This window comes from Streptomyces hokutonensis, from assembly GCF_042751305.1.
GTDB lineage: Bacteria > Actinomycetota > Actinomycetes > Streptomycetales > Streptomycetaceae > Streptomyces > Streptomyces hokutonensis_A.
Window position 1 is genome coordinate 22,617 of sequence record NZ_JBHYWD010000015.1, and the last position, 17,407, is coordinate 40,023.

Genomic DNA, 17,407 nt, shown 5'->3' on the forward strand with positions numbered 1-17,407 from the left:
CCGGGCCTCGTCCTTGCTCTCCGCGCTGCTGTGCGTAAACCCCGGGTGCCACCGCCCCGCGCCCGCCCGCGGGGCGGGGGCCCGGGGGGGGCCGGGGGGGGGGGGCCCCCCCCCCCCCCCCCTTCTCTGCTGGCGGCTACGGTACGGGGCACGCCAGGACAGGTTCTAGTTGCGCGAGTTGCCGAAGAAGATGCGGTAGGCGATCAGGAGGACGAGGGCGCCGCCTATTGCCGAGGCCCAGGTGGCGCCGTCGTAGAAGTTCTTGGCGACGGGGTGGTCCAGCCAGCGGGCCGATATCCAGCCGCCGATGAACGCGCCGGCGATGCCGATGACGGTCGTGCCGATGAAGCCGCCCGGGTCGCGGCCCGGCAGCAGGAATTTGGCGATGGCTCCGGCCAACAGTCCCAGGATGATCCAGCTGATGATGCCCATGCCGTGAACCTGCCCTTTCACACTGTGCTTGCGCTGATCCGAAGCTGTGAATTCCGCCCGGACAGGCTGTGTTCGTAGGTCCTGCGCACGGCCTGTCGCTGCATGTTCCGCCGTGTCGATGAACAGGACGCCACGGATGCGTGTGGTGGTTGCAGGCATCGACGGGGTGGTGCCGGGAGGGTCGCCCCGGTACCGGGAGTGGGTCAGGACGCCTGCGTAGTCGTGCGTATGCGGAAGTCGGCCCACGGCTCGGGCTCGATCCCGATGTTGGCGTCGACGTACCAGCCCGTGCCGTCGAGCCAGCCCTGGAGCCAGTCGGCGAGGCTGGGCGCGTCCACGTACCACGCGTGGTCCGCCTCGTCCGCGTTCGGTTCGTAGAGCAGGACGGTGGCCTGCGGGGTGCGGCAGTCCACGCACGCGTACATCGCGCAGCCCCAGTGGGATATCGGCAGGACACCCTCGGGCCAGGGCCAGTCGGGGTCCTTGCGTCCGCTCTCGCGGTTGGCGAGGTACTGCGTGACGGCGGCGGGCTCGCCGGCGGGCGGACTGTCGAGCAGGGGCAACAGGCCGTACTCCGGGCCGAACCCGCCGTCTCCTATGCGCGAGTAGAGCGCCGCGAGCAGTGGGGGCAGGCTGAAGCCGAGGGCGGCCTCGGCGCGGGTCACCGTGGCCTCGTCCACCGGGGCGGGGACTGAAGTCCAGCCCCACGGCAGGGTGTTGCGGGCCTCGGCGGCCACCCGGGTCAACAGTCGCTGCTCGTTCTCGGTCATGGCTTCATAGTGCAACGCGCCACTGACAATCGGGCCGGCCTGTGGACAACCCGGCGGTTGTGGAAAAACGGCTCGTCGGGGGTCCGGTGACGAACGGTCAGGCCAGGCGGACTTCGACGTGCCTCTCGGCTAGGAGGGCGAGCAGTTCCTCGAACGTCGGTGGGCGCATGCCCGTGAGCGGGGTCAGGCCGAGGCAGGCGCGGGCGACGGTCGCGTCGTGCCAGACGAGGGTGAAGCGCGGGGCCGCTCCCCAGCGACCGCACAGGCAGTCGTCCAGAGCGTCGACGCCCCAGCCGAAGTATCCGCCGGGCCCGTTCACCGCCTCGCCGAGAGCGCAGAAGAAGCCCTGTGGGTCGGTGATGTGCCTGCCGTCAAGGTGGTAGGTGGTGCCCGGCGGCCGGTCCGGGGCACCGTGCGGGTGGTTCGCCAGCGCGGTGTCGAGCCAGAACCGGCGGCCGTCCGCGTCGCAACCGGCCCAAAGGCCGGGCTCGGAGGGGCGCCCCTCTCCCCACAGGTCCCACACCGCCCGGGCCGCGAGGGGTGGCCGTTCCGCCCAGGGGTCGAGGGTGAGGTCGACCAGGCCGGGGCCGCGCGCGGACGGGATCCAGGCCCGCAACTCGCCCTCGGTGGCGGGCTGCAGGGGCCGGCCCGAGGAGTCGATGCGCAGCACCTTGGCGTGGCCGAGGTCCTCGTCCCCGCTGTCCATGGCCGCCCGCAGCGCGCCGCGCGGGGCACAGCCGAGGAGGCGTACAGGAGGGTCGAGCGGTTCGGGCCGGTCCTCCTGGGGATGGGCCAAGTCCCGGCAGGCGCCCCAGGGTTCGCCGTCCGGGCCCAACAGCCGGTAGCCCGGGGAAAGTGGCGGGCAGTGCGGGTAGTCGTAGGGGTTGTCGTCGGACGGAAGCCCCTCGACGGTGACGTCCCTCAGGGACAGGTCACGCGCGCAGGGCCGGTCGCCGACAACGCGTACGTCCTCCAGCCACCAGTCGCCGTCCATTCCCGCGCCGGTGCCGGTCTTGTCGAGAATCTCCAGGGTGAGCAGGCCGAGCGGCGCCGAACCGTCGGCACGCGCGCGTGCCATGGCCGCGGCGAGTTCGCCCTCGGGCGCGCAGCCGAGGAGTTCGTACGTCTCCCGGACGGGTGGGGGCGGGTCGGCGAAGAGGTCGTCGGCGTCCTGGCACAGCGCCCAGGTCCGCTCGTACCCGTGCTCGCCGGCGGATTCGGGGACTTCGTCGTACGACAGCAGGACGTACTTCGGCGCCCCCACCACGGTCGCCCCCGTCAGCGGGTGGCGAACGGCTGGTCCGTGGGCACGATTTCGCGGCCCAGGGGGAACAGCGAGATGGGGATCAGCTTGAAGTTGGCGATGCCGAACGGGATGCCGATGATCGTGATGCACATGAGGATGCCGGTGACGATGTGCGCGAGGGCCAGCCACCAGCCCGCGAGGACCAGCCACAGGACGTTGCCGACGCAGGACGCGGCGCCCGCGTCACGGCGCTCGACCGTGGTGTACCCGAAGGGCCACAGGGCGTAGACGCCGATGCGGAACGCGGCGATGCCGAACGGGATGCCGATGATGGTGATGCACAGCAGCGCGCCGGCGAGCAGGTACCCGAGGAACAGCCAGAAGCCGCTCAGGACGAGCCAAATGACGTTCAGGATGGTTTTCACTGGGGGCGACCTGCCATCTTCTCGAGCCGGGCGATGCGCTCCGCCATCGGCGGATGTGTCGAGAACATCTTGGAGAGTCCCTGGCCCGGGCGGAAGGGGTTCGCGATCATCATGTGGCTCGCGGTCTCGATGCGGGGCTCCGGGGGCAGCGGAAGCTGCTTGGTGCCCGCGTCGAGCTTGCGCAGGGCGCTGGCGAGGGCGAGGGGGTCCCCTGTCAGTTGGGCGCCGGACGCGTCGGCCTCGTACTCCCTGGAGCGGCTGATGGCCAACTGGATGAGGCTGGCCGCGAGGGGTCCCAGGATCATGATCATCAGCATGCCCAGGATGCCGGGTCCGTCGTCGTCGTTCGAGCGGCCGATCGGGATCAGCCAGGCGAAGTTGACCAGGAACATGATCACCGAGGCGAGGGCGCCGGCGACCGACGAGATCAGGATGTCGCGGTTGTAGACATGGCTCAGTTCGTGGCCGATGACTCCGCGCAGCTCGCGCTCGTCCAGGATGCGCAGGATGCCTTCCGTGCAGCACACGGCGGCGTTGCGCGGGTTGCGGCCCGTCGCGAAGGCGTTGGGTGCCTCCGTGGGCGAGATGTACAGGCGAGGCATGGGCTGGCGGGCCTGGGTGGAGAGCTCGCGGACCATGCGGTACAGGGCGGGGGCCTCGAACTCGCTCACCGGGCGCGCGCGCATCGCGCGTAGCGCCAGTTTGTCGCTGTTCCAGTACGCGTACGCGTTCGTGCCCAGCGCGATCACGACCGCTACGACGAGCCCCGTGCGGCCGAAGAAGCTGCCGATGACGATGATGAGTGCGGACAGTCCCCCGAGGAGAACTGCGGTCCTGAGCCCGTTGTGCCGGCGGTGCACGGTACGCCCTCCAAATCGTGCAGCAGGGGAACCCTTTGCTTGCTGATCTCTGATGCCACTGGTGCCGTGGTGCCACGTCCAGTGGACCCTTCCGCACTGGTCAACGCCAGGCGAGGGCCACTAGTTCCCTTGTGCGTACGGCGCCGGGCGTGGGCCGTCCGGGTGAGGACGGTGGTATGTGCCGGTGGCTCAGAAGAGTCCGGTGTCGGCGAAGCGCAGGACGAGTTGGGGTGCTCCGGAGAGGGCGATTCCGAGGGCGCCGGTGAGCGCGAGGGCGGCGGTGAGCGGGGCGGGGACGCGGTGCTTGCCGTGCTCGCCCTCGGGTGCGCGGAACAGCAGGGCCGTCCACTGAAGGTAGTAGAAGAGCGCGATCACCACGTTGACGGCCATGACGACCGCGAGCCAGCCCAGGCCCGCGTCGACGGCCGCCGAGAAGACGGTGACCTTGGCGAAGAGCCCGATGACACCCGGCGGCAGTCCGGCGAGGCAGAGCAGGAAGAAGGCCAGGAGGAGGGCTGCCAGGGGGTTCGACGCGTACAGGCCTCGGTAGTCGCTGATGCGGTTCAGGGCTCTGCTACGGCCCACCAGTGCGGCCACCGCGAAGGCGCCGAGGTTCACGGCGGCGTACATGAGGGCGTAGGCGACGGTGGAGCCGATCGACTTCTGGGCGTCCTCGGAGTACGCGGCGGCGGCGATCGGCACCAGGAGGTAGCCGGCCTGGCCGACGGAGGACCAGGCGAGCAGCCGTACCGCGCTGTACGCGCGCGTGGCCTGTTGGCGCAGGGCGCCCAGGTTGCCGACCGTCATGGTGAGGGCGGCCAGGGCGGCGAGCGCCGGGCCCCACACGTCGGCGTACGAGGGGAAGGCGACGACGGTGACGAGGATCAGCCCGGAGAAGCCGACCGCCTTGCCGACGACCGACAAGTAGGCGGCGATCGGGAGGGGCGCTCCTACGTAGGTGTCGGGTACCCAGAAGTGGAAGGGGACGGCGGCCGTCTTGAAGGCGAAGCCGATGAGGGTGAGGACGACGCCTGTCTGGGCGAGTGTGTGGAACTGGCCGTCGACGTGCTGGATGCGGTCGGCGATCTCGGTGAGGTACAGGGTGCCCGTGGTGGCGTACACGAAGCTGACACCCATCAGGCTGACCGCGGTCGCGGTGACCGAGGACAGGAAGAACTTGAGGGCCGCTTCGGCGGACTTCTTGTCGCCGTGCCGGATGCCGACGAGGGCGAACGCGGGCAGGGAGGCGACTTCCAGGGCGACGATCAGGGTCGCGAGGTCGCGGGAGGCGGGCAGGAGAGCGGCGCCCGCGGCGGAGGACAGCAGCAGGAACCAGTACTCCCCTTCGGGGAGTCCCTTGTCGGCGTCCTTCAGGGTGGTGATCGACAGGAGGGCCGCGAGGAGTGCGCCGCCGAGGACCAGGAACTGGATGACCAGGGTGAAGCGGTCCGCCGTATAGCTGCACGCGGTCGCGTCGCCGGTGAGGCAGAAGGTGGCTCGGTCGCCGTCCAGGAGGGGCAGCAGCATGAGCGCGGAGGCGGCGAGGCCCGCGACCGACACCCAGCCCAGGAGGGCTTTTCGGGCCTCCTGGAGGAACAGGTCGGCGACGAGGACGACCAGGCCGACGACCGCCGTGATGGTGGGCGGGGCGATCGCGAGCCAGTCGACGGACTGGACCACCGACTCCGCGAGGGGCTGGGCCAGGGAGCTCATCGGGTGCCTCCTGCGAGGAGCTGCTGCACGGCAGGGTCGGTCAGGCCGAGGAGTGCCTTCGGCCACAGCCCGGCGGCCACGGTGAGGGCGACGAGCGGGGTCCAGGCCGCGAACTCGTACGTCTGGACGTCGGCGAGCTTCGGCGCCTCCTGCGCCACGGCGCCCATGCAGACGCGGCGGACCACGGCGAGCATGTAGGCGGCGGTCAGCAGGGTGCCGAAGGCCGCGATCGCCATGAAGGTGAGGAACGCGGGGCGGCTGAGGTCGGCGGCGGGCTTGAACGCGCCGAACAGCGCCAGCATCTCGCCCCAGAATCCGGCGAGTCCGGGGAGTCCGAGCGAGGCGACGGCGGCGAAGGCGAGCAGGCCGCCGAGGCGTGGGGCCTTGCCGTAGAGGGCCGCGCCGGTCTCCTCGGCCAGGGTGTCCAGGTCGGTGGTGCCCGTGCGGTCCTTGAGGGCGCCGACGATGAAGAAGAGGAGGCCGGTGATGAGGCCGTGGGCGATGTTGGCGAAGAGGGCGCCGTTCACGCCGATCGGGGTCATCGTCGAGATGCCGAGCAGGACGAACCCCATGTGGCCGACGGAGGAGTACGCGATGAGGCGCTTGAGGTCGCCCTTCGCGCCCTTTTTCGCGAGGGCGAGGCAGGCGAGGGAGCCGTAGATGATCCCGACGACGGCGAAGGCGGCGAGGTAGGGCGCGAAGGTGTGCATGCCGTCGGGGGCGATCGGCAGCAGGATGCGTACGAACCCGTACGTGCCCATCTTCAGCAGCACGCCGGCCAGCAGGACGGACCCGACGGTCGGAGCGGCGGTGTGGGCGTCGGGAAGCCAGCTGTGCAGCGGCCACATCGGCGTCTTGACCGCGAGCCCGATCCCGACCGCCAGAACGGCGATGACCTGCACGGATGTGGTCAGCGACCGGCCGTTGTCAGTGGCGAGTGCCACCATGTCGAATGTGCCCGCCTTGATTCCGATCAGGAGCAGGCCGAGCAGCATGACGACGGAGCCGAGCAGTGTGAAGAGGATGAACTTCCAGGCGGCCTGGGTCCGTTGGGCACCGCCCCAGCGGGCGATGAGGAAGTACATCGGGATGAGGACGGTCTCGAAGGCGAGGAAGAAGAGGATCAGGTCGAGGACGGCGAAGGTGGCGAGGGTGCCGGACTCCAGGACGAGGATCAGGGCGACGAATGCCTTCGGGGACGGGCCCGCAGCCTGCGGCGTCAGCCGCTGAGGTTGCTGCTTGAAGTAGGAGTAGAGCGCGCAGAGGAAGGTCAGCAGCGCGGTCAGGACCAGGAGGGGGAGGGAGATGCCGTCGATGCCGAGGTGGATGCGCACGTCGAGTGCGGGGATCCAGCTGATGTCGGTCGTGGCCTGCATCTTCGACGGATGGTCGTGGTCGAAGCCGAGCGCGAGGACGATCGCGGCGACGAGGATCACGCCGGTCACGGTCACGCCGTGCCGTAGTACGGCCTGCTCGGGCGACTTCCCCTTCAGCCCGGGCGGGGCGGGCAGGAGGGCGGCGACGGCGCCGAGGAGCGGGCCGACGACGACGAACGCCAGAAGGACCTGCATCACGGACTCGTTGATATCGATCACGCCTGCTCACGCTCCCGTGGCGACGAGGATGACGGCGACCGTCAGGACGACGGTGCCGGCGAGCAGCGCGCTCACATAGGTCTGCAGATTGCCGGTCTGGGCGCGCCGTACGGCGGCTCCGAGGAGGCGGGGCAGGGTGGCCGCGCCCTGTACGTAGGTGTCGACGACCTCGCGGTCGAGGAACCGGACGAGGCTCGCCGCCGCCAGCACGGGCCGGACGAACAGCGCCCCGTAGACGGCGTCCAGGTGGAAGCCGCCGGCCGCGTGGCGGTGCAGCGGGCCGAGCAGGAGGCGGCCCGGGTCCGCCGGGTCGGCTGCCGAGGCCACGTCTCCGTAGGCGGGCGTGTGGCTCGCGATGGCCTCCGCCTCGACCAGTCCCGCGTCGCCCTCCGGGTGGGCCGCGACCGCCCCCATCGGTGCGCGGGCCGCGAGCGCGCTGGTGTGCCGCCAGGCGCCGTAGGTGACGATGCCGCCGACGAGCGCGACACCCGTACCGAGTACGGATGTGGTGAGCGTCGGGGTGAGGTCGCGGCCGTCGAACCAGTCGGGGAGCACGCGGTAGGCGAGCCCGCCGAGGGCGAGGGACGGGACGGCGAGCACCCACAGCACGGCGTTCATCACGATGGGCTGGCTGCCGTGGTCGGGGGCTTCAACTCCCTTGCCGTGGAAGGCGAGCAGCCACAGGCGCGTCGCGTACGCGGCGGTGAGCAGGGCCGTGAGCAGGCCGGCGACGAGGACGATCCAGCCCGCGGCGCCGGGGATGTGCGAGGTGTGCTCGGTGGCCGCGTGTTCGGCGGCGCCGAGGACGGACTCCTTGGAGAAGAAGCCGCTGAACGGCGGGATCGCGGCGAGCGCGAGGAGCGCCACGGTCATCGTCCAGAAGGCGTCGGGGACGCGGGCGCGCAGGTTGCCCATGCGGGACATGGCGGCCAGTGAGTTGGTGCCGGAGGCGTGGATGATCACGCCGGCGGCAAGGAAGAGCAGCGCCTTGAAGGCGCCGTGGGACAGGAGGTGGAAGACGGCGGCACCGCGGTCGCCGACGGCGAGTGCGCCGGTCATGTAGCCGAGTTGGCCGATCGTCGAGTAGGCGAGGACGCGCTTGATGTCGTCCTGGGCGAGCGCGGCGAGACCCGAGCCGGCCATGGTCACGGCGGCCATGACGGCGAGGACGACCATCGCGGCCGAGGAGGCCTCGAAGACCGGAAGGAGTCGGGCGACGAAGTAGACACCGGCGGCGACCATCGTCGCGGCGTGGATCAGCGCGGAGACGGGGGTCGGGCCCGCCATCGCGTCGGGGAGCCAGGTGTGCAGCGGGAACTGCGCCGACTTGCCCGCCACACCGGCCAGGAGCAGCAGCGCGATCAGCGTCGGGTGGTGCAGCCCGCCGCTCGCGACGGTGCTCAGGACCTTGGTGATGCGGAAGGACCCGGCGTCGGTGGCGAGCGCGAATAGGCCGATCAGGAAGGGGACATCGCCGAGCTTGGTGACGAGGAAGGCCTTCATGGAGGCGGCGCGGGCCTCCGGAGTCTCCCAGTAGTGGCCGACGAGGAAGTAGGAGCAGATGCCCATGACTTCCCAGCCGACCAGCAGCACGATCAGGTCGCCGGAGTAGACGACCAGGAGCATCGCGGAGGTGAAGAGGGAGACGAGCGCGGCGTACGAGGGGTAGCGCGGGTCGTCGCGCAGATAGCCCGTCGAGTAGATCTGCACACAGGTGGCGACGAAGGCGACGAGTACGGCTACCAGGGCGGCGAAGCCGTCGATGTGCAGGGCGAGTTCGACGGGGACCGAGCCGGTGGGCGTGAGTTCGGTGGCCGAGTCGATGGCCGCGTCGCCGCCCTGGCGTACGGCGACGACCGCGGCCAGTGCGAGCGCAGCGAGCGTCGGCAGTACGGCGAGCGGGCGGACGAAGCCGGGAGCGGTGCGGCCCAGGAGCAGGCCGGCCGCGGCGCCCAGGAACGGAAGGAGGGGGACGAGGACGGCGAGGGTGGTCGTGGTCACGCGGTGGCCTCAGCCTTCTCGGCCGCGGGGGGCTCGGTGCCGTCGCTGCCGGCGGGGTCGCTGTCGGCGCCGTCGGTCTCGTGGCCCTCGGCGGTGTCGCGGAGCTTGTCGATGTCCGAGGTGCCGCGGGCTCGGTATACGGCGAGGACGATCGCCAGGCCGATGCCGATCTCGGCGGCGGCGATGGCGATGGTGAACAGCGTCAGGGCCTGGCCGGAGTGGAGCTTGTCCTCGGCGGTCCGGCTGAGCCAGACGTCGAAGGCGACCAGGTTCAGGTTGACGGCGTTGAGCATCAGCTCGACCGACATCAGGACGAGGATCGCGTTGCGGCGGGCGAGGACGCCGTAGAGGCCCGTGCAGAAGAGGAGGGCGGCGAGCACGGCGGGATAGACGAGGTGCATCAGCGGGCTCCTTCCTGCTCGGCCGGGTTGTTCGGGCCGGCGGAACCGTTGCCCTCAACCACACCTTTTCGCCCGATCGTGTGATTACGGGAATCCGGAACGGATGGGGAACTACCGGTCGCGGGCCGGGAGTTCACAGGGGGAGAGCTCGACTCCGCCTTCGACTTGCGGGACAGGACGATCGCACCGACCAGGGCCGCGAGGAGAAGGACAGAGAGGGCCTCGAAGGGGAGGACCCAGTTCTGGAACAGGCTCGCGCCGGTCACCGCGGTGGAGCCGGCGGCCGGACCGTCCAGGTCCGTCCAGGTCGCGCGGAAGGCGTCGACGACGACCCACACCAGGGCCGCCGCGGCGGCGACGGCCACGGCTAGGGCGACCCAGCGGTTCTCCGAGTCGGCGTCCGGGGAGCGGCCGATGGGGGCCTTGGTGAGCATCAGACCGAAGAGAAGGAGGACGACGACGGAACCGACATAGATGAGGACCTGCACCCAGGCGATGAACTCGGCGGTGAGCAGGAGGTATTCGACGGCGATGCCCCCGAGGGCCACCACGAGCCACAGGGCGGCGTGCACCAGCTGCTTGGTGGTGACGGTGACGAGGGCGGCGCCGAAGGTGACCAGGCCGACGAGGAGGAAGGCGATCTCCACGCCGGTCGGGGAGAGGAAGCCGTGGGTGTGGGCGGCGGCGAGGGTTGCCGTGGCGTTGGCGGTGGCGGCGAGGGTCACGACTGTCCCTCCGGCGGGTCGGTGGGCGAGGCCGACTCGATGTGGCCGGGCTCGGCGGGCCGGGTGGGCTGCTCGGCTTGCGGTGCCTGCCCGGCCTGGGCGGCTTCGGCAGCCCGGGAGGCTTCGTCGGCCCGGCCGGCCTGGGCTGCCGGCTGACTGGCCTGAGCTGCGGCCTGGCCGGCCTGCGTCGCGGCCAGTTTCTCCGCGGTCTTGCGGGCCGCGGCGATCTCCTTGGGCTCCTCCGCGCCGGGGTCGAGGGCGGGTGGGGCCGGGACGGTCCACATCCACTCGCGGAGCTTGTCGCGTTCGTGGGTGAGTTCGTGGATGTCGGTCTCGGCGTACTCGAACTCCGGGGACCAGAACAGGGCGTCGAAAGGACAGACCTCGATGCAGATACCGCAGTACATGCACAGGGAGAAGTCGATGGCGAAGCGGTCGAGGACGTTGCGGCTGCGCTCGCGGCCACCGGGGGCCGCCGCCGGGACCGTCTCCTTGTGGGAGTCGATGTAGATGCACCAGTCGGGGCACTCACGGGCGCAGAGCATGCAGACCGTGCAGTTCTCCTCGAACAGGCCGATGACTCCGCGGGTGCGGGGCGGGAGGTCGGGCTGGGTGTCCGGGTACTGCTCGGTGACGGTCTTCCTCGTCATCGTGCGGAGGGTGACGGCCAGGCCCTTGGCCAGCCCGGAGCCGGGGAACGGGGTCACTGGAGGAACACCACCTTCACGATGCCGGTGAGGGCGATCTGAGCGAGGGAGAGGGGGACGAGGAGGGTCCAGGAGAGCTTCTGGAGCTGGTCCTCGCGCAGCCGGGGATAGGTGACGCGGAGCCAGATGACGACGAAGGCGAGGAGCGCGGTCTTCAGCAGGGTCCACACCCAGCCGAGGCCGTCCGCGCCCCACGGGCCGTGCCAGCCGCCCAGGAAGAGGACGGTGGTCAGGCCGCACAGGACGACGATTCCGGCGTACTCGGCGAGGAGGAAGAGGGCGAAGCGGAGACCGGTGTACTCGGTGTAGGCGCCGAAGATGATCTCGGAGTCGGCGACGGGCATGTCGAAGGGAGGGCGCTGGAGTTCGGCCAGGCCCGCCACGAAGAAGACGATCGCGCCGACGATCTGCCAGGGCAGCCACCACCAGTGGAAGGCGTCGAGGATGCCCGGGAGGGAAACCGTGCCGGCCGCCATCGCCACGGAGGCGGCGGTGAGCAGCATGGGGAGTTCGTAGGCGAGGAGCTGTGCGGCGGTGCGGAGGCCGCCGAGGAGGGAGAACTTGTTGGCGGAGGCCCAGCCGGCCATGAGGGAGCCGAGGACGCCCACGCCCATCACCGCGAGGACGAAGAAGATGCCCGCGTCCAGGACCTGGCCGACGGCGCCCTCGCCCGGGCCGATCGGGATGGCGAGGAGGACGAGCAGGTACGGGAGGAGGGCGACGGCGGGGGCGAGTTGGAAGATACGGCGGTCCGCGCCCGCCGGGACGATGTCTTCCTTCTGGGCGAACTTCACGCCGTCCGCGACGAGTTGGGCCCAGCCGTGGAAGCCACCGGCATACATCGGGCCGAGGCGGCCCTGCATGTGGGCCATCACCTTGTGCTCGGTCTGACCGACGATGAGGGGGAAGGTGAGGAAGACGACGAAGACGATCAGGAGTCGCAGGGCGACGTCGAGCGCGTCGTTCACTGCGGGCCTCCTGCGGGGGTTTCGGGGGTTGGGTCCTCGGGGGTTTCGCCTTCGGGGGCTGGGTCTTCGGAGGTTGGATCGGCTGCGGCTGACGGCCCGTCGGCCGGCCTCGTCTTGGAGTCCGGCTCGGACTCCGACTGGGATGCCTGCTCGTCGAAGGCCGGCCGGGCGTGGTGCCACGGTGCGTCCGGGCTGCGGGGTGCGGTGGGGGGCTGGGCGGGGGTGTCCTCCCGTGCCGGTACCGGGGCCGGGCCCTGCTGTGAAGCTGAGCCGTCGCTCGCGCTGCGTGAAGGTCGGGGGGTTGCCGTACCCGTCGGTTGTTGACTCGCCGAGCCTTCCGAGGCGCTGCGGGCGCGGCGCGGTGTGGCCGGGGTTCCCGAGGCCGGTTCCCCGGCATTGGTCCCGCCGACCTCAGCGCCAGCCTCGACCCCAGTCCCTGCCGCGGTCCCAGCCCCGGTCCCGGCCTCGGTCCCAGTCCCCGCCTCGCGGATCTGGCTCGCAGAACCCTCGCTCGCGGTCCGCGCCCGGCGCGGCCCGGTCGACGGCACCGCAGGGCTGCCCTCGGCCGCCTGCCCCTCGGCCGCCTGCCCCTCGGCCGACGGCACCGCGCCCTCCGGCGCCGACGCCGGCGCCGCCTTCTCGGCCTGCGGCGCCCCACTCCCGCCCGGTGTCGCCTGACTCGCCGAGCCCTCCGACGCCGTACGGGCGCGCCGGACTGGCCGGTCGCCTGGTGCGCCTGCTCCTCGTACCGGGCGGTCCCCCGCCCCGCCCTCTCCTCGCACCGGGCGGTCGCCCGCCGCTCGGGCAGCGCCTCGGGCGGGGCGGGCAGGAGCTGGCGGGAGTTGGCCCTTCAGGGGGCCCCATTCGTTCGGGTCGGGGACGCCCGGCGGGAGCATCTGGCGGCGTTTGGGGCCGCCGTGGTCGGACTCGCCCGGTTCCTTGGCGCCGGGCCAGGCCTTGGCCACGCGGGCCGCCAGGACGAAGTCCTTGCGGAGAGGGTGGCCTTCGAAGGTTTCCGGGAGGAGGAGGTGGTCCAGTGCCGGGTGGCCCTCGAAGTCGACGCCGAACATCTCGTGGGTCTCGCGTTCGTGCCAGGCGGCGCCCGCGTAGACGTCGACGGCGGTGGGAAGTACCGGGGTCTCGTGCGGGACTGTCGTACGGACGAGGAGTCGGCGTACCGGTGACAGCGCAACGACGTGGGCCGAGACGCGGAAGCCGGTTCCGGGTTCGTCGACCGCGCTCAGCCAGTCGAAGTAGGTGCAGCCCAGGTCGTCGCGGGCGGTGCGCAGGGCGGCGAGCCAGGTGGTGGGCGGTACGTCGACCGTGAGGAGGTCGTAGGACTCCTCGGCCGTGGCCTCCGTGCCGAAGAGTTCCTCGGTGGACGCGGGCAGCCAGCCGACGGCGGTCATCGGGCGTCCCCCGAGCCGGAGTTGGAGTCCGAGCCGGAGTCCGAGCCGGAGGGAAGCTCCTCAGCCGCGCCCGAACTCCCGCCACTCGCCGGTGATGGCGCCGGCGCCGCAACCAACCCGCTCTGCAACGCCGCCGTCGAAGGCCGCGCCCCCGGCGCCCCGTACCCGTACCGCTCCCCCAGCGACTCCCGGGCGATCTTCTCCTGGAGTTTGAGGATGCCCTGGAGGAGGGCTTCGGGGCGGGGCGGACAGCCGGGGACGTAGACGTCGACCGGGATGATCTGGTCGACGCCCTTGGTGACGGAGTAGGAGTCCCAGTAGGGGCCGCCGCAGTTGGAGCACGCGCCGAAGGAGATGACGTACTTGGGCTCGGGCATCTGCTCGTAGAGGCGTTTCACGGCGGGGGCCATCTTGTCCGTGACCGTGCCGGAGACGACCATCAGGTCGGCCTGGCGCGGGCCGGGGGCGAAGGGGATCACGCCGAGGCGGATGAAGTCGTGGCGGGCCATGGACGCGGCGATGAACTCGATGGCGCAGCAGGCGAGGCCGAAGTTGAAGACCCAGAGGGAGTAGCGGCGGCCCCAGTTGAGGACGACCTTCATCGGTTCGGGGGCGAGGCGGGCGAGGGTGCCCAGCCGTTTCGGCTCCGGGAGCAGCACGGGCTCGGGGGTCACGTCCATGCCAGGACGCCCTTCTTGTATGCGTACAGCAGGCCCACGGTGAGGAAGCCGAGGAAGACGAACATCTCGACGAGGGTGGTCGCGCCGTAGCCCGGGGCGGCGAAGACCGTGGCCCAGGGAAAGAGGAAGATCGAGTCGACGGCGAAGATGACGTAGAGGAACGCGTAGACGTAGTACCGGACCTGGGTGTGGGCCCAGCCCTCGCCGACGGGGTCGACGCCGCACTCGTAGGTGAGGAGTTTCTCGGGGGTGGGGACGACCGGGCGCAGCAGGCGGCCGGCTCCGAAGGCCACGGCGACGAAGAGGACGCCGACGACGGTGAGCAGTCCCACGACGGAGTAGGAATGGAAGTAGTCCGACGCGACGACCACGGCCGGTTCCCGCAAGGCCTCCGGCAAGGTCACCGGCGAACCGTCCGGCAAGGTCCCCTGCACCATCTCCCGCAAGTCCGACCCCTCCTCTTCCCCACAGGCCCGCTCCGATGCCCCGGTGACCCATGTGAACTCTGTGTTCGACGATGTGTACGCACGGGAGTCTAGGCCCTGTTAAAGGGGCGGTAAGCAGCCCGTCGCGGCTTGAGATCTGCTCGGAATGATGAGATGGAGGCGATGGTGGGGTTTTCCCCAGGGAACCGGGGCGGCGGACCTCATGGCGTCGGCGCCCGCCACGCGGCACGCTGGCCCATATGACCGTACGCATCCCCTACGCCGACCCGGCGGCCTCCGGCGGCGACACGTTCGACGAGCCGTTGCCGCCGGCCCGTTTCGCCTACGACAGACACACCTGGAAGGAGATCGCGCATCTTCTGACGAATCTGCCGGTGTCGGTGTTCGGCTTCGTCTATGTGGTGACGATGCTGTCCGTCAGCGGCGGGCTGACCATCACGGTGGTCGGGTTCCCGCTGCTCGCGCTGGGGTTGATGGGCGCGCGGCTGATCGGGAAGTTCGAGCGGGGCCGGGCCCGGCGGCTGCTCGGGGTGCGGATCGAGGAGCCGAGCCCGTTGCCGTTGCGCAAGGGCGGCGGGCTGCTGCAGCGGGTGTGGATGGCGCTGAAGGATCCGGTGGGCTGGCGGACGGTGCTGTACGACGGGATGCGGTTGCCGTGGGGCATCGCCACCTTCACGATCACGCTGACCTCGTTGTTCGTGCTGTGGCCGGTGCTGCCGTTCATCGCGCGGGGTCTGACGAACGTGGACCGGGCGATGGTGCGCGGCCTCCTGTCCCCCTCGGACGAACTGGAGCGCCGTATCGCCGAGTTGGAGTCGGACCGGGGTGTCGTGGTCGACACGGCGGCGGCGGATCTGCGGCGGATCGAGCGCGATCTGCACGACGGGGCGCAGGCCCGGCTGGTCAATCTGGCCATGGGACTTGGGCTGGCCAAGGAGAAGCTGCTCGAAGGCCAGGCGGACGAACATGTCGCCGCGATGGTCGACGAGGCGCACGGCGAGGTGAAGCTCGCGTTGCAGGAGCTGCGGGACCTGGCCCGCGGCATCCACCCCGCCGTACTCACCGACCGCGGACTCGACGCGGCCCTCTCCTCCGTCGCCACGCGCTGCACGGTGCCGGTGAAGGTGACGGCCGAGCTGGGGGCTCGCCCGGCGGCTGCGATCGAGGGGATCGCGTACTTCACGGTCTCCGAGCTGCTGCAGAACATCAGCAAGCACAGTGGCGCCCGTTCCGCGTCGGTGGACGTGTGGCGGACGGACGACCGGCTGCTGATCCAGGTGTGGGACGACGGCCGCGGCGGCGCGCGCCTCGACGGCGGCACCGGCATGCGCGGCCTCGCCGAGCGACTGGGCGCCGTGGACGGCCTGTTCGTCCTCGACTCCCCGCCCGGCGGCCCCACGACGGTCACCGCGGAGCTGCCCTGGCGCCCCCGGACCGCCGAGCCGGGCCGGGGGTAGGGAAAACCCCCCTCCGAGGACGCCGACGGACTCCATGGCCCGCGGACCTGCGACCGAGCAGGGTGGAGATACGACAGCACGGCTGCGGAAACCACCCGACTGCGCGAGCAGGCGGACGACTAGGACAGGACTACGCCGATGGCCACGGAGTACGGACAGGGGTACGGATCGCACGGCGCGTTCGACCTCGACGAGCGGCGCCGGCGCCGGCTGCCGACCGCGCTGCGCGCACCCCTCGAGGCACGCAGCTGGCGCGAGTTCGGCTACGTACTGCTGAGCCTGCCGATCAGCATCCTGCTCTTCACCTACGCGATCACGATGGTGTCGCTGGGCGCGGGCCTGCTGATCACGTTCCTCGGCGTGCCGGTCCTGGCGGGCGCCCTGGCCGGCTGTCGCGGCTTCGGCGCGCTGGAGCGGGCACGGGCCCGCCGGCTGCTCGGCCTGGAAGTCGCCGACCCCGAGCCGCTGCGGATGAGGAAGAACGGCCCGATGGCCTGGATGGGCGCCGTCCTCAAGTCCGGCACCTCCTGGCGCCATCTGCTGTACGCGGTGCTGCACTTCCCGTGGGCGGTCTTCTCCTTCGTCGTCGCCCTCAACTTCTGGGCCTATGGCTGGGCCCTGCTGACGTACCCGCTGTGGTTCTGGCTCTTCCCGATGTACGGCGGCCAGGGCGGCCTTCAGCTCTACGGCGACGGACAGCACCAGATCTATCTGGACAACCCCTTCGAGATCACCGTGACCGCGCTGGTGGGACTGCTGTTCACGCTGGCCACCCCGTGGATCGTGCGGGCGCTGACGATGGTGGACCGGCTGATGGTGCACGGGCTGCTCGGGCCGTCGAAGCTGGCGACGCGGGTCGTGGAGCTGGAGTCGGACCGGGGTGTCGTGGTCGACACGGCGGCGGCGGATCTGCGGCGGATCGAGCGCGATCTGCACGACGGGGCGCAGGCCCGGCTGGTGGCGCTGGCCATGGATCTGGGGCTGGCGAAGGAGAAGCTGACGGAGGACCCGGAGGCCGCGGCGCGGATGGTGGGCGAGGCGCACGGCGAGGTGAAGACGGCGTTGCAGGAGCTGCGGGACCTGGCCCGCGGCATCCACCCCGCCGTACTCACCGACCGCGGACTCGACGCGGCCCTCTCCTCCGTCGCCACGCGCTGCACGGTGCCGGTGAAGGTCGACGTGGACCTGCCGTCGCGTCCGGCCGCCGCCATCGAGGGAATCGCCTACTTCACCGTCTCCGAGCTGCTGCAGAACATCAGCAAGCACGCGCAGGCCACCTGGGCGGCGGTCGACGTGTGGCGGGTGGAGAACCGGCTGATGCTCCAGGTCGTGGACAACGGGGTGGGCGGCGCGGATGCCTCCGGCGGTTCGGGGCTCGCCGGTCTGGCCGGACGGCTGGACGCGGTGGACGGGATCCTGGTGGTCGACTCACCGGCGGGCGGGCCGACCAGGATCACGGCGGAACTGCCCTGGCGCGGCTGAGCGCCGACCACGAGCGTGGGGGGGGGGGGGGGGGGGGGGCGGGGGCCCCCCGCCCCCCCCCCCCCCCCCCGCCCACCCCCCCCCCCCCCG

At 71.1% G+C, this 17,407-nt stretch carries 17 protein-coding genes; 2 read left to right on the forward strand and 15 right to left on the reverse strand.

Annotated elements, in window-relative coordinates; all coding sequences use genetic code 11:
• Positions 1 to 165: 165 nt before the first annotated feature.
• The 15 genes from ACFXC1_RS33050 to ACFXC1_RS33120 all read right to left on the reverse strand — a co-directional run bounded on the left by ACFXC1_RS33050 (position 166) and on the right by ACFXC1_RS33120 (position 14,369).
• Positions 166 to 432 carry a GlsB/YeaQ/YmgE family stress response membrane protein gene (locus ACFXC1_RS33050; protein ID WP_200679136.1) on the reverse strand — a complete coding sequence of 89 codons (267 nt, stop codon included), beginning with the start codon at positions 430 to 432 and terminating at the stop codon, positions 166 to 168.
• Positions 433 to 635: 203 nt separating this feature from the next.
• On the reverse strand, positions 636 to 1,202 hold the full coding sequence (locus tag ACFXC1_RS33055) for an SMI1/KNR4 family protein (protein ID WP_381249685.1): 567 nt from the start codon (positions 1,200 to 1,202) through the stop codon (positions 636 to 638).
• Between the two features lie 97 nt (positions 1,203 to 1,299).
• Positions 1,300 to 2,469 (reverse strand): barstar family protein, encoded by a 1,170-nt coding sequence (locus tag ACFXC1_RS33060; RefSeq protein ID WP_381249688.1) that lies wholly within the window; start codon positions 2,467 to 2,469, stop codon positions 1,300 to 1,302.
• Positions 2,470 to 2,480: 11 nt separating this feature from the next.
• Positions 2,481 to 2,873, reverse strand: coding sequence for a YccF domain-containing protein (locus ACFXC1_RS33065; protein WP_381249690.1), 393 nt, complete (start codon positions 2,871 to 2,873; stop codon positions 2,481 to 2,483).
• A complete protein-coding gene (gene htpX / locus ACFXC1_RS33070; protein ID WP_381249693.1) occupies positions 2,870 to 3,733 on the reverse strand; it encodes a zinc metalloprotease HtpX in 864 nt (287 codons plus the stop codon). Before htpX ends, ACFXC1_RS33065 begins: the two co-directional genes overlap by 4 nt.
• A 189-nt stretch (positions 3,734 to 3,922) precedes the next feature.
• Positions 3,923 to 5,446: an NADH-quinone oxidoreductase subunit N gene (locus ACFXC1_RS33075; protein ID WP_381249696.1), complete on the reverse strand. Its 1,524-nt coding sequence runs from the start codon at positions 5,444 to 5,446 to the stop codon at positions 3,923 to 3,925.
• A complete protein-coding gene (locus ACFXC1_RS33080) occupies positions 5,443 to 7,041 on the reverse strand; it encodes a complex I subunit 4 family protein (RefSeq protein WP_381249698.1) in 1,599 nt (532 codons plus the stop codon). Before ACFXC1_RS33080 ends, ACFXC1_RS33075 begins: the two co-directional genes overlap by 4 nt.
• 6 nt (positions 7,042 to 7,047) lie before the next feature.
• On the reverse strand, positions 7,048 to 9,042 hold the full coding sequence (locus tag ACFXC1_RS33085) for an NADH-quinone oxidoreductase subunit 5 family protein (protein WP_381249701.1): 1,995 nt from the start codon (positions 9,040 to 9,042) through the stop codon (positions 7,048 to 7,050).
• A complete protein-coding gene (nuoK, locus tag ACFXC1_RS33090) occupies positions 9,039 to 9,443 on the reverse strand; it encodes an NADH-quinone oxidoreductase subunit NuoK (protein WP_381249704.1) in 405 nt (134 codons plus the stop codon). Before nuoK ends, ACFXC1_RS33085 begins: the two co-directional genes overlap by 4 nt.
• Positions 9,443 to 10,168 (reverse strand): NADH-quinone oxidoreductase subunit J family protein, encoded by a 726-nt coding sequence (locus tag ACFXC1_RS33095; protein ID WP_381249707.1) that lies wholly within the window; start codon positions 10,166 to 10,168, stop codon positions 9,443 to 9,445. The genes nuoK and ACFXC1_RS33095 overlap by 1 nt, the downstream gene beginning before the upstream one ends.
• Positions 10,165 to 10,875 carry a NuoI/complex I 23 kDa subunit family protein gene (locus tag ACFXC1_RS33100; RefSeq protein WP_381249710.1) on the reverse strand — a complete coding sequence of 237 codons (711 nt, stop codon included), beginning with the start codon at positions 10,873 to 10,875 and terminating at the stop codon, positions 10,165 to 10,167. Before ACFXC1_RS33100 ends, ACFXC1_RS33095 begins: the two co-directional genes overlap by 4 nt.
• Positions 10,872 to 11,843, reverse strand: a complete 972-nt coding sequence (locus ACFXC1_RS33105; RefSeq protein WP_019072346.1) for a complex I subunit 1/NuoH family protein — start codon at positions 11,841 to 11,843, stop codon at positions 10,872 to 10,874. The genes ACFXC1_RS33100 and ACFXC1_RS33105 overlap by 4 nt, the downstream gene beginning before the upstream one ends.
• On the reverse strand, positions 11,840 to 13,252 hold the full coding sequence (locus ACFXC1_RS33110; RefSeq protein WP_381249713.1) for an NADH-quinone oxidoreductase subunit C: 1,413 nt from the start codon (positions 13,250 to 13,252) through the stop codon (positions 11,840 to 11,842). Before ACFXC1_RS33110 ends, ACFXC1_RS33105 begins: the two co-directional genes overlap by 4 nt.
• Positions 13,249 to 13,932, reverse strand: coding sequence for an NADH-quinone oxidoreductase subunit B (locus ACFXC1_RS33115; protein ID WP_381249716.1), 684 nt, complete (start codon positions 13,930 to 13,932; stop codon positions 13,249 to 13,251). Before ACFXC1_RS33115 ends, ACFXC1_RS33110 begins: the two co-directional genes overlap by 4 nt.
• Positions 13,923 to 14,369 (reverse strand): NADH-quinone oxidoreductase subunit A, encoded by a 447-nt coding sequence (locus tag ACFXC1_RS33120; RefSeq protein WP_381250199.1) that lies wholly within the window; start codon positions 14,367 to 14,369, stop codon positions 13,923 to 13,925. The genes ACFXC1_RS33115 and ACFXC1_RS33120 overlap by 10 nt, the downstream gene beginning before the upstream one ends.
• A gap of 248 nt (positions 14,370 to 14,617) precedes the next feature.
• On the opposite strand from ACFXC1_RS33120, the gene ACFXC1_RS33125 reads away from it, so the two are divergent.
• Positions 14,618 to 15,835, forward strand: a complete 1,218-nt coding sequence (locus ACFXC1_RS33125) for a sensor histidine kinase (protein WP_381249719.1) — start codon at positions 14,618 to 14,620, stop codon at positions 15,833 to 15,835.
• 138 nt (positions 15,836 to 15,973) lie between these two features.
• Entirely contained in the window at positions 15,974 to 17,317 is a 1,344-nt protein-coding gene (locus ACFXC1_RS33130; protein ID WP_381249721.1) for a sensor histidine kinase, read from the forward strand.
• The last annotated feature ends 90 nt before the right edge of the window (positions 17,318 to 17,407 follow it).

What these genes read in the sequence shown, in the direction of transcription:
- ACFXC1_RS33050 (WP_200679136.1), bottom strand. Translation starts at nt 432, where the DNA reads ATGGGCATCATCAGCTGGATCATCCTGGGACTGTTGGCCGGAGCCATC.
- ACFXC1_RS33055 (WP_381249685.1), bottom strand. Translation starts at nt 1,202, where the DNA reads ATGACCGAGAACGAGCAGCGACTGTTGACCCGGGTGGCCGCCGAGGCC.
- ACFXC1_RS33075 (WP_381249696.1), bottom strand. Translation starts at nt 5,446, where the DNA reads ATGAGCTCCCTGGCCCAGCCCCTCGCGGAGTCGGTGGTCCAGTCCGTC.
- nuoK (WP_381249704.1), bottom strand. Translation starts at nt 9,443, where the DNA reads ATGCACCTCGTCTATCCCGCCGTGCTCGCCGCCCTCCTCTTCTGCACG.
- ACFXC1_RS33110 (WP_381249713.1), bottom strand. Translation starts at nt 13,252, where the DNA reads ATGACCGCCGTCGGCTGGCTGCCCGCGTCCACCGAGGAACTCTTCGGC.
- ACFXC1_RS33115 (WP_381249716.1), bottom strand. Translation starts at nt 13,932, where the DNA reads ATGGACGTGACCCCCGAGCCCGTGCTGCTCCCGGAGCCGAAACGGCTG.
- ACFXC1_RS33120 (WP_381250199.1), bottom strand. Translation starts at nt 14,369, where the DNA reads ATGGTGCAGGGGACCTTGCCGGACGGTTCGCCGGTGACCTTGCCGGAG.
- ACFXC1_RS33125 (WP_381249719.1), top strand. Translation starts at nt 14,618, where the DNA reads ATGACCGTACGCATCCCCTACGCCGACCCGGCGGCCTCCGGCGGCGAC.
- ACFXC1_RS33130 (WP_381249721.1), top strand. Translation starts at nt 15,974, where the DNA reads ATGGCCACGGAGTACGGACAGGGGTACGGATCGCACGGCGCGTTCGAC.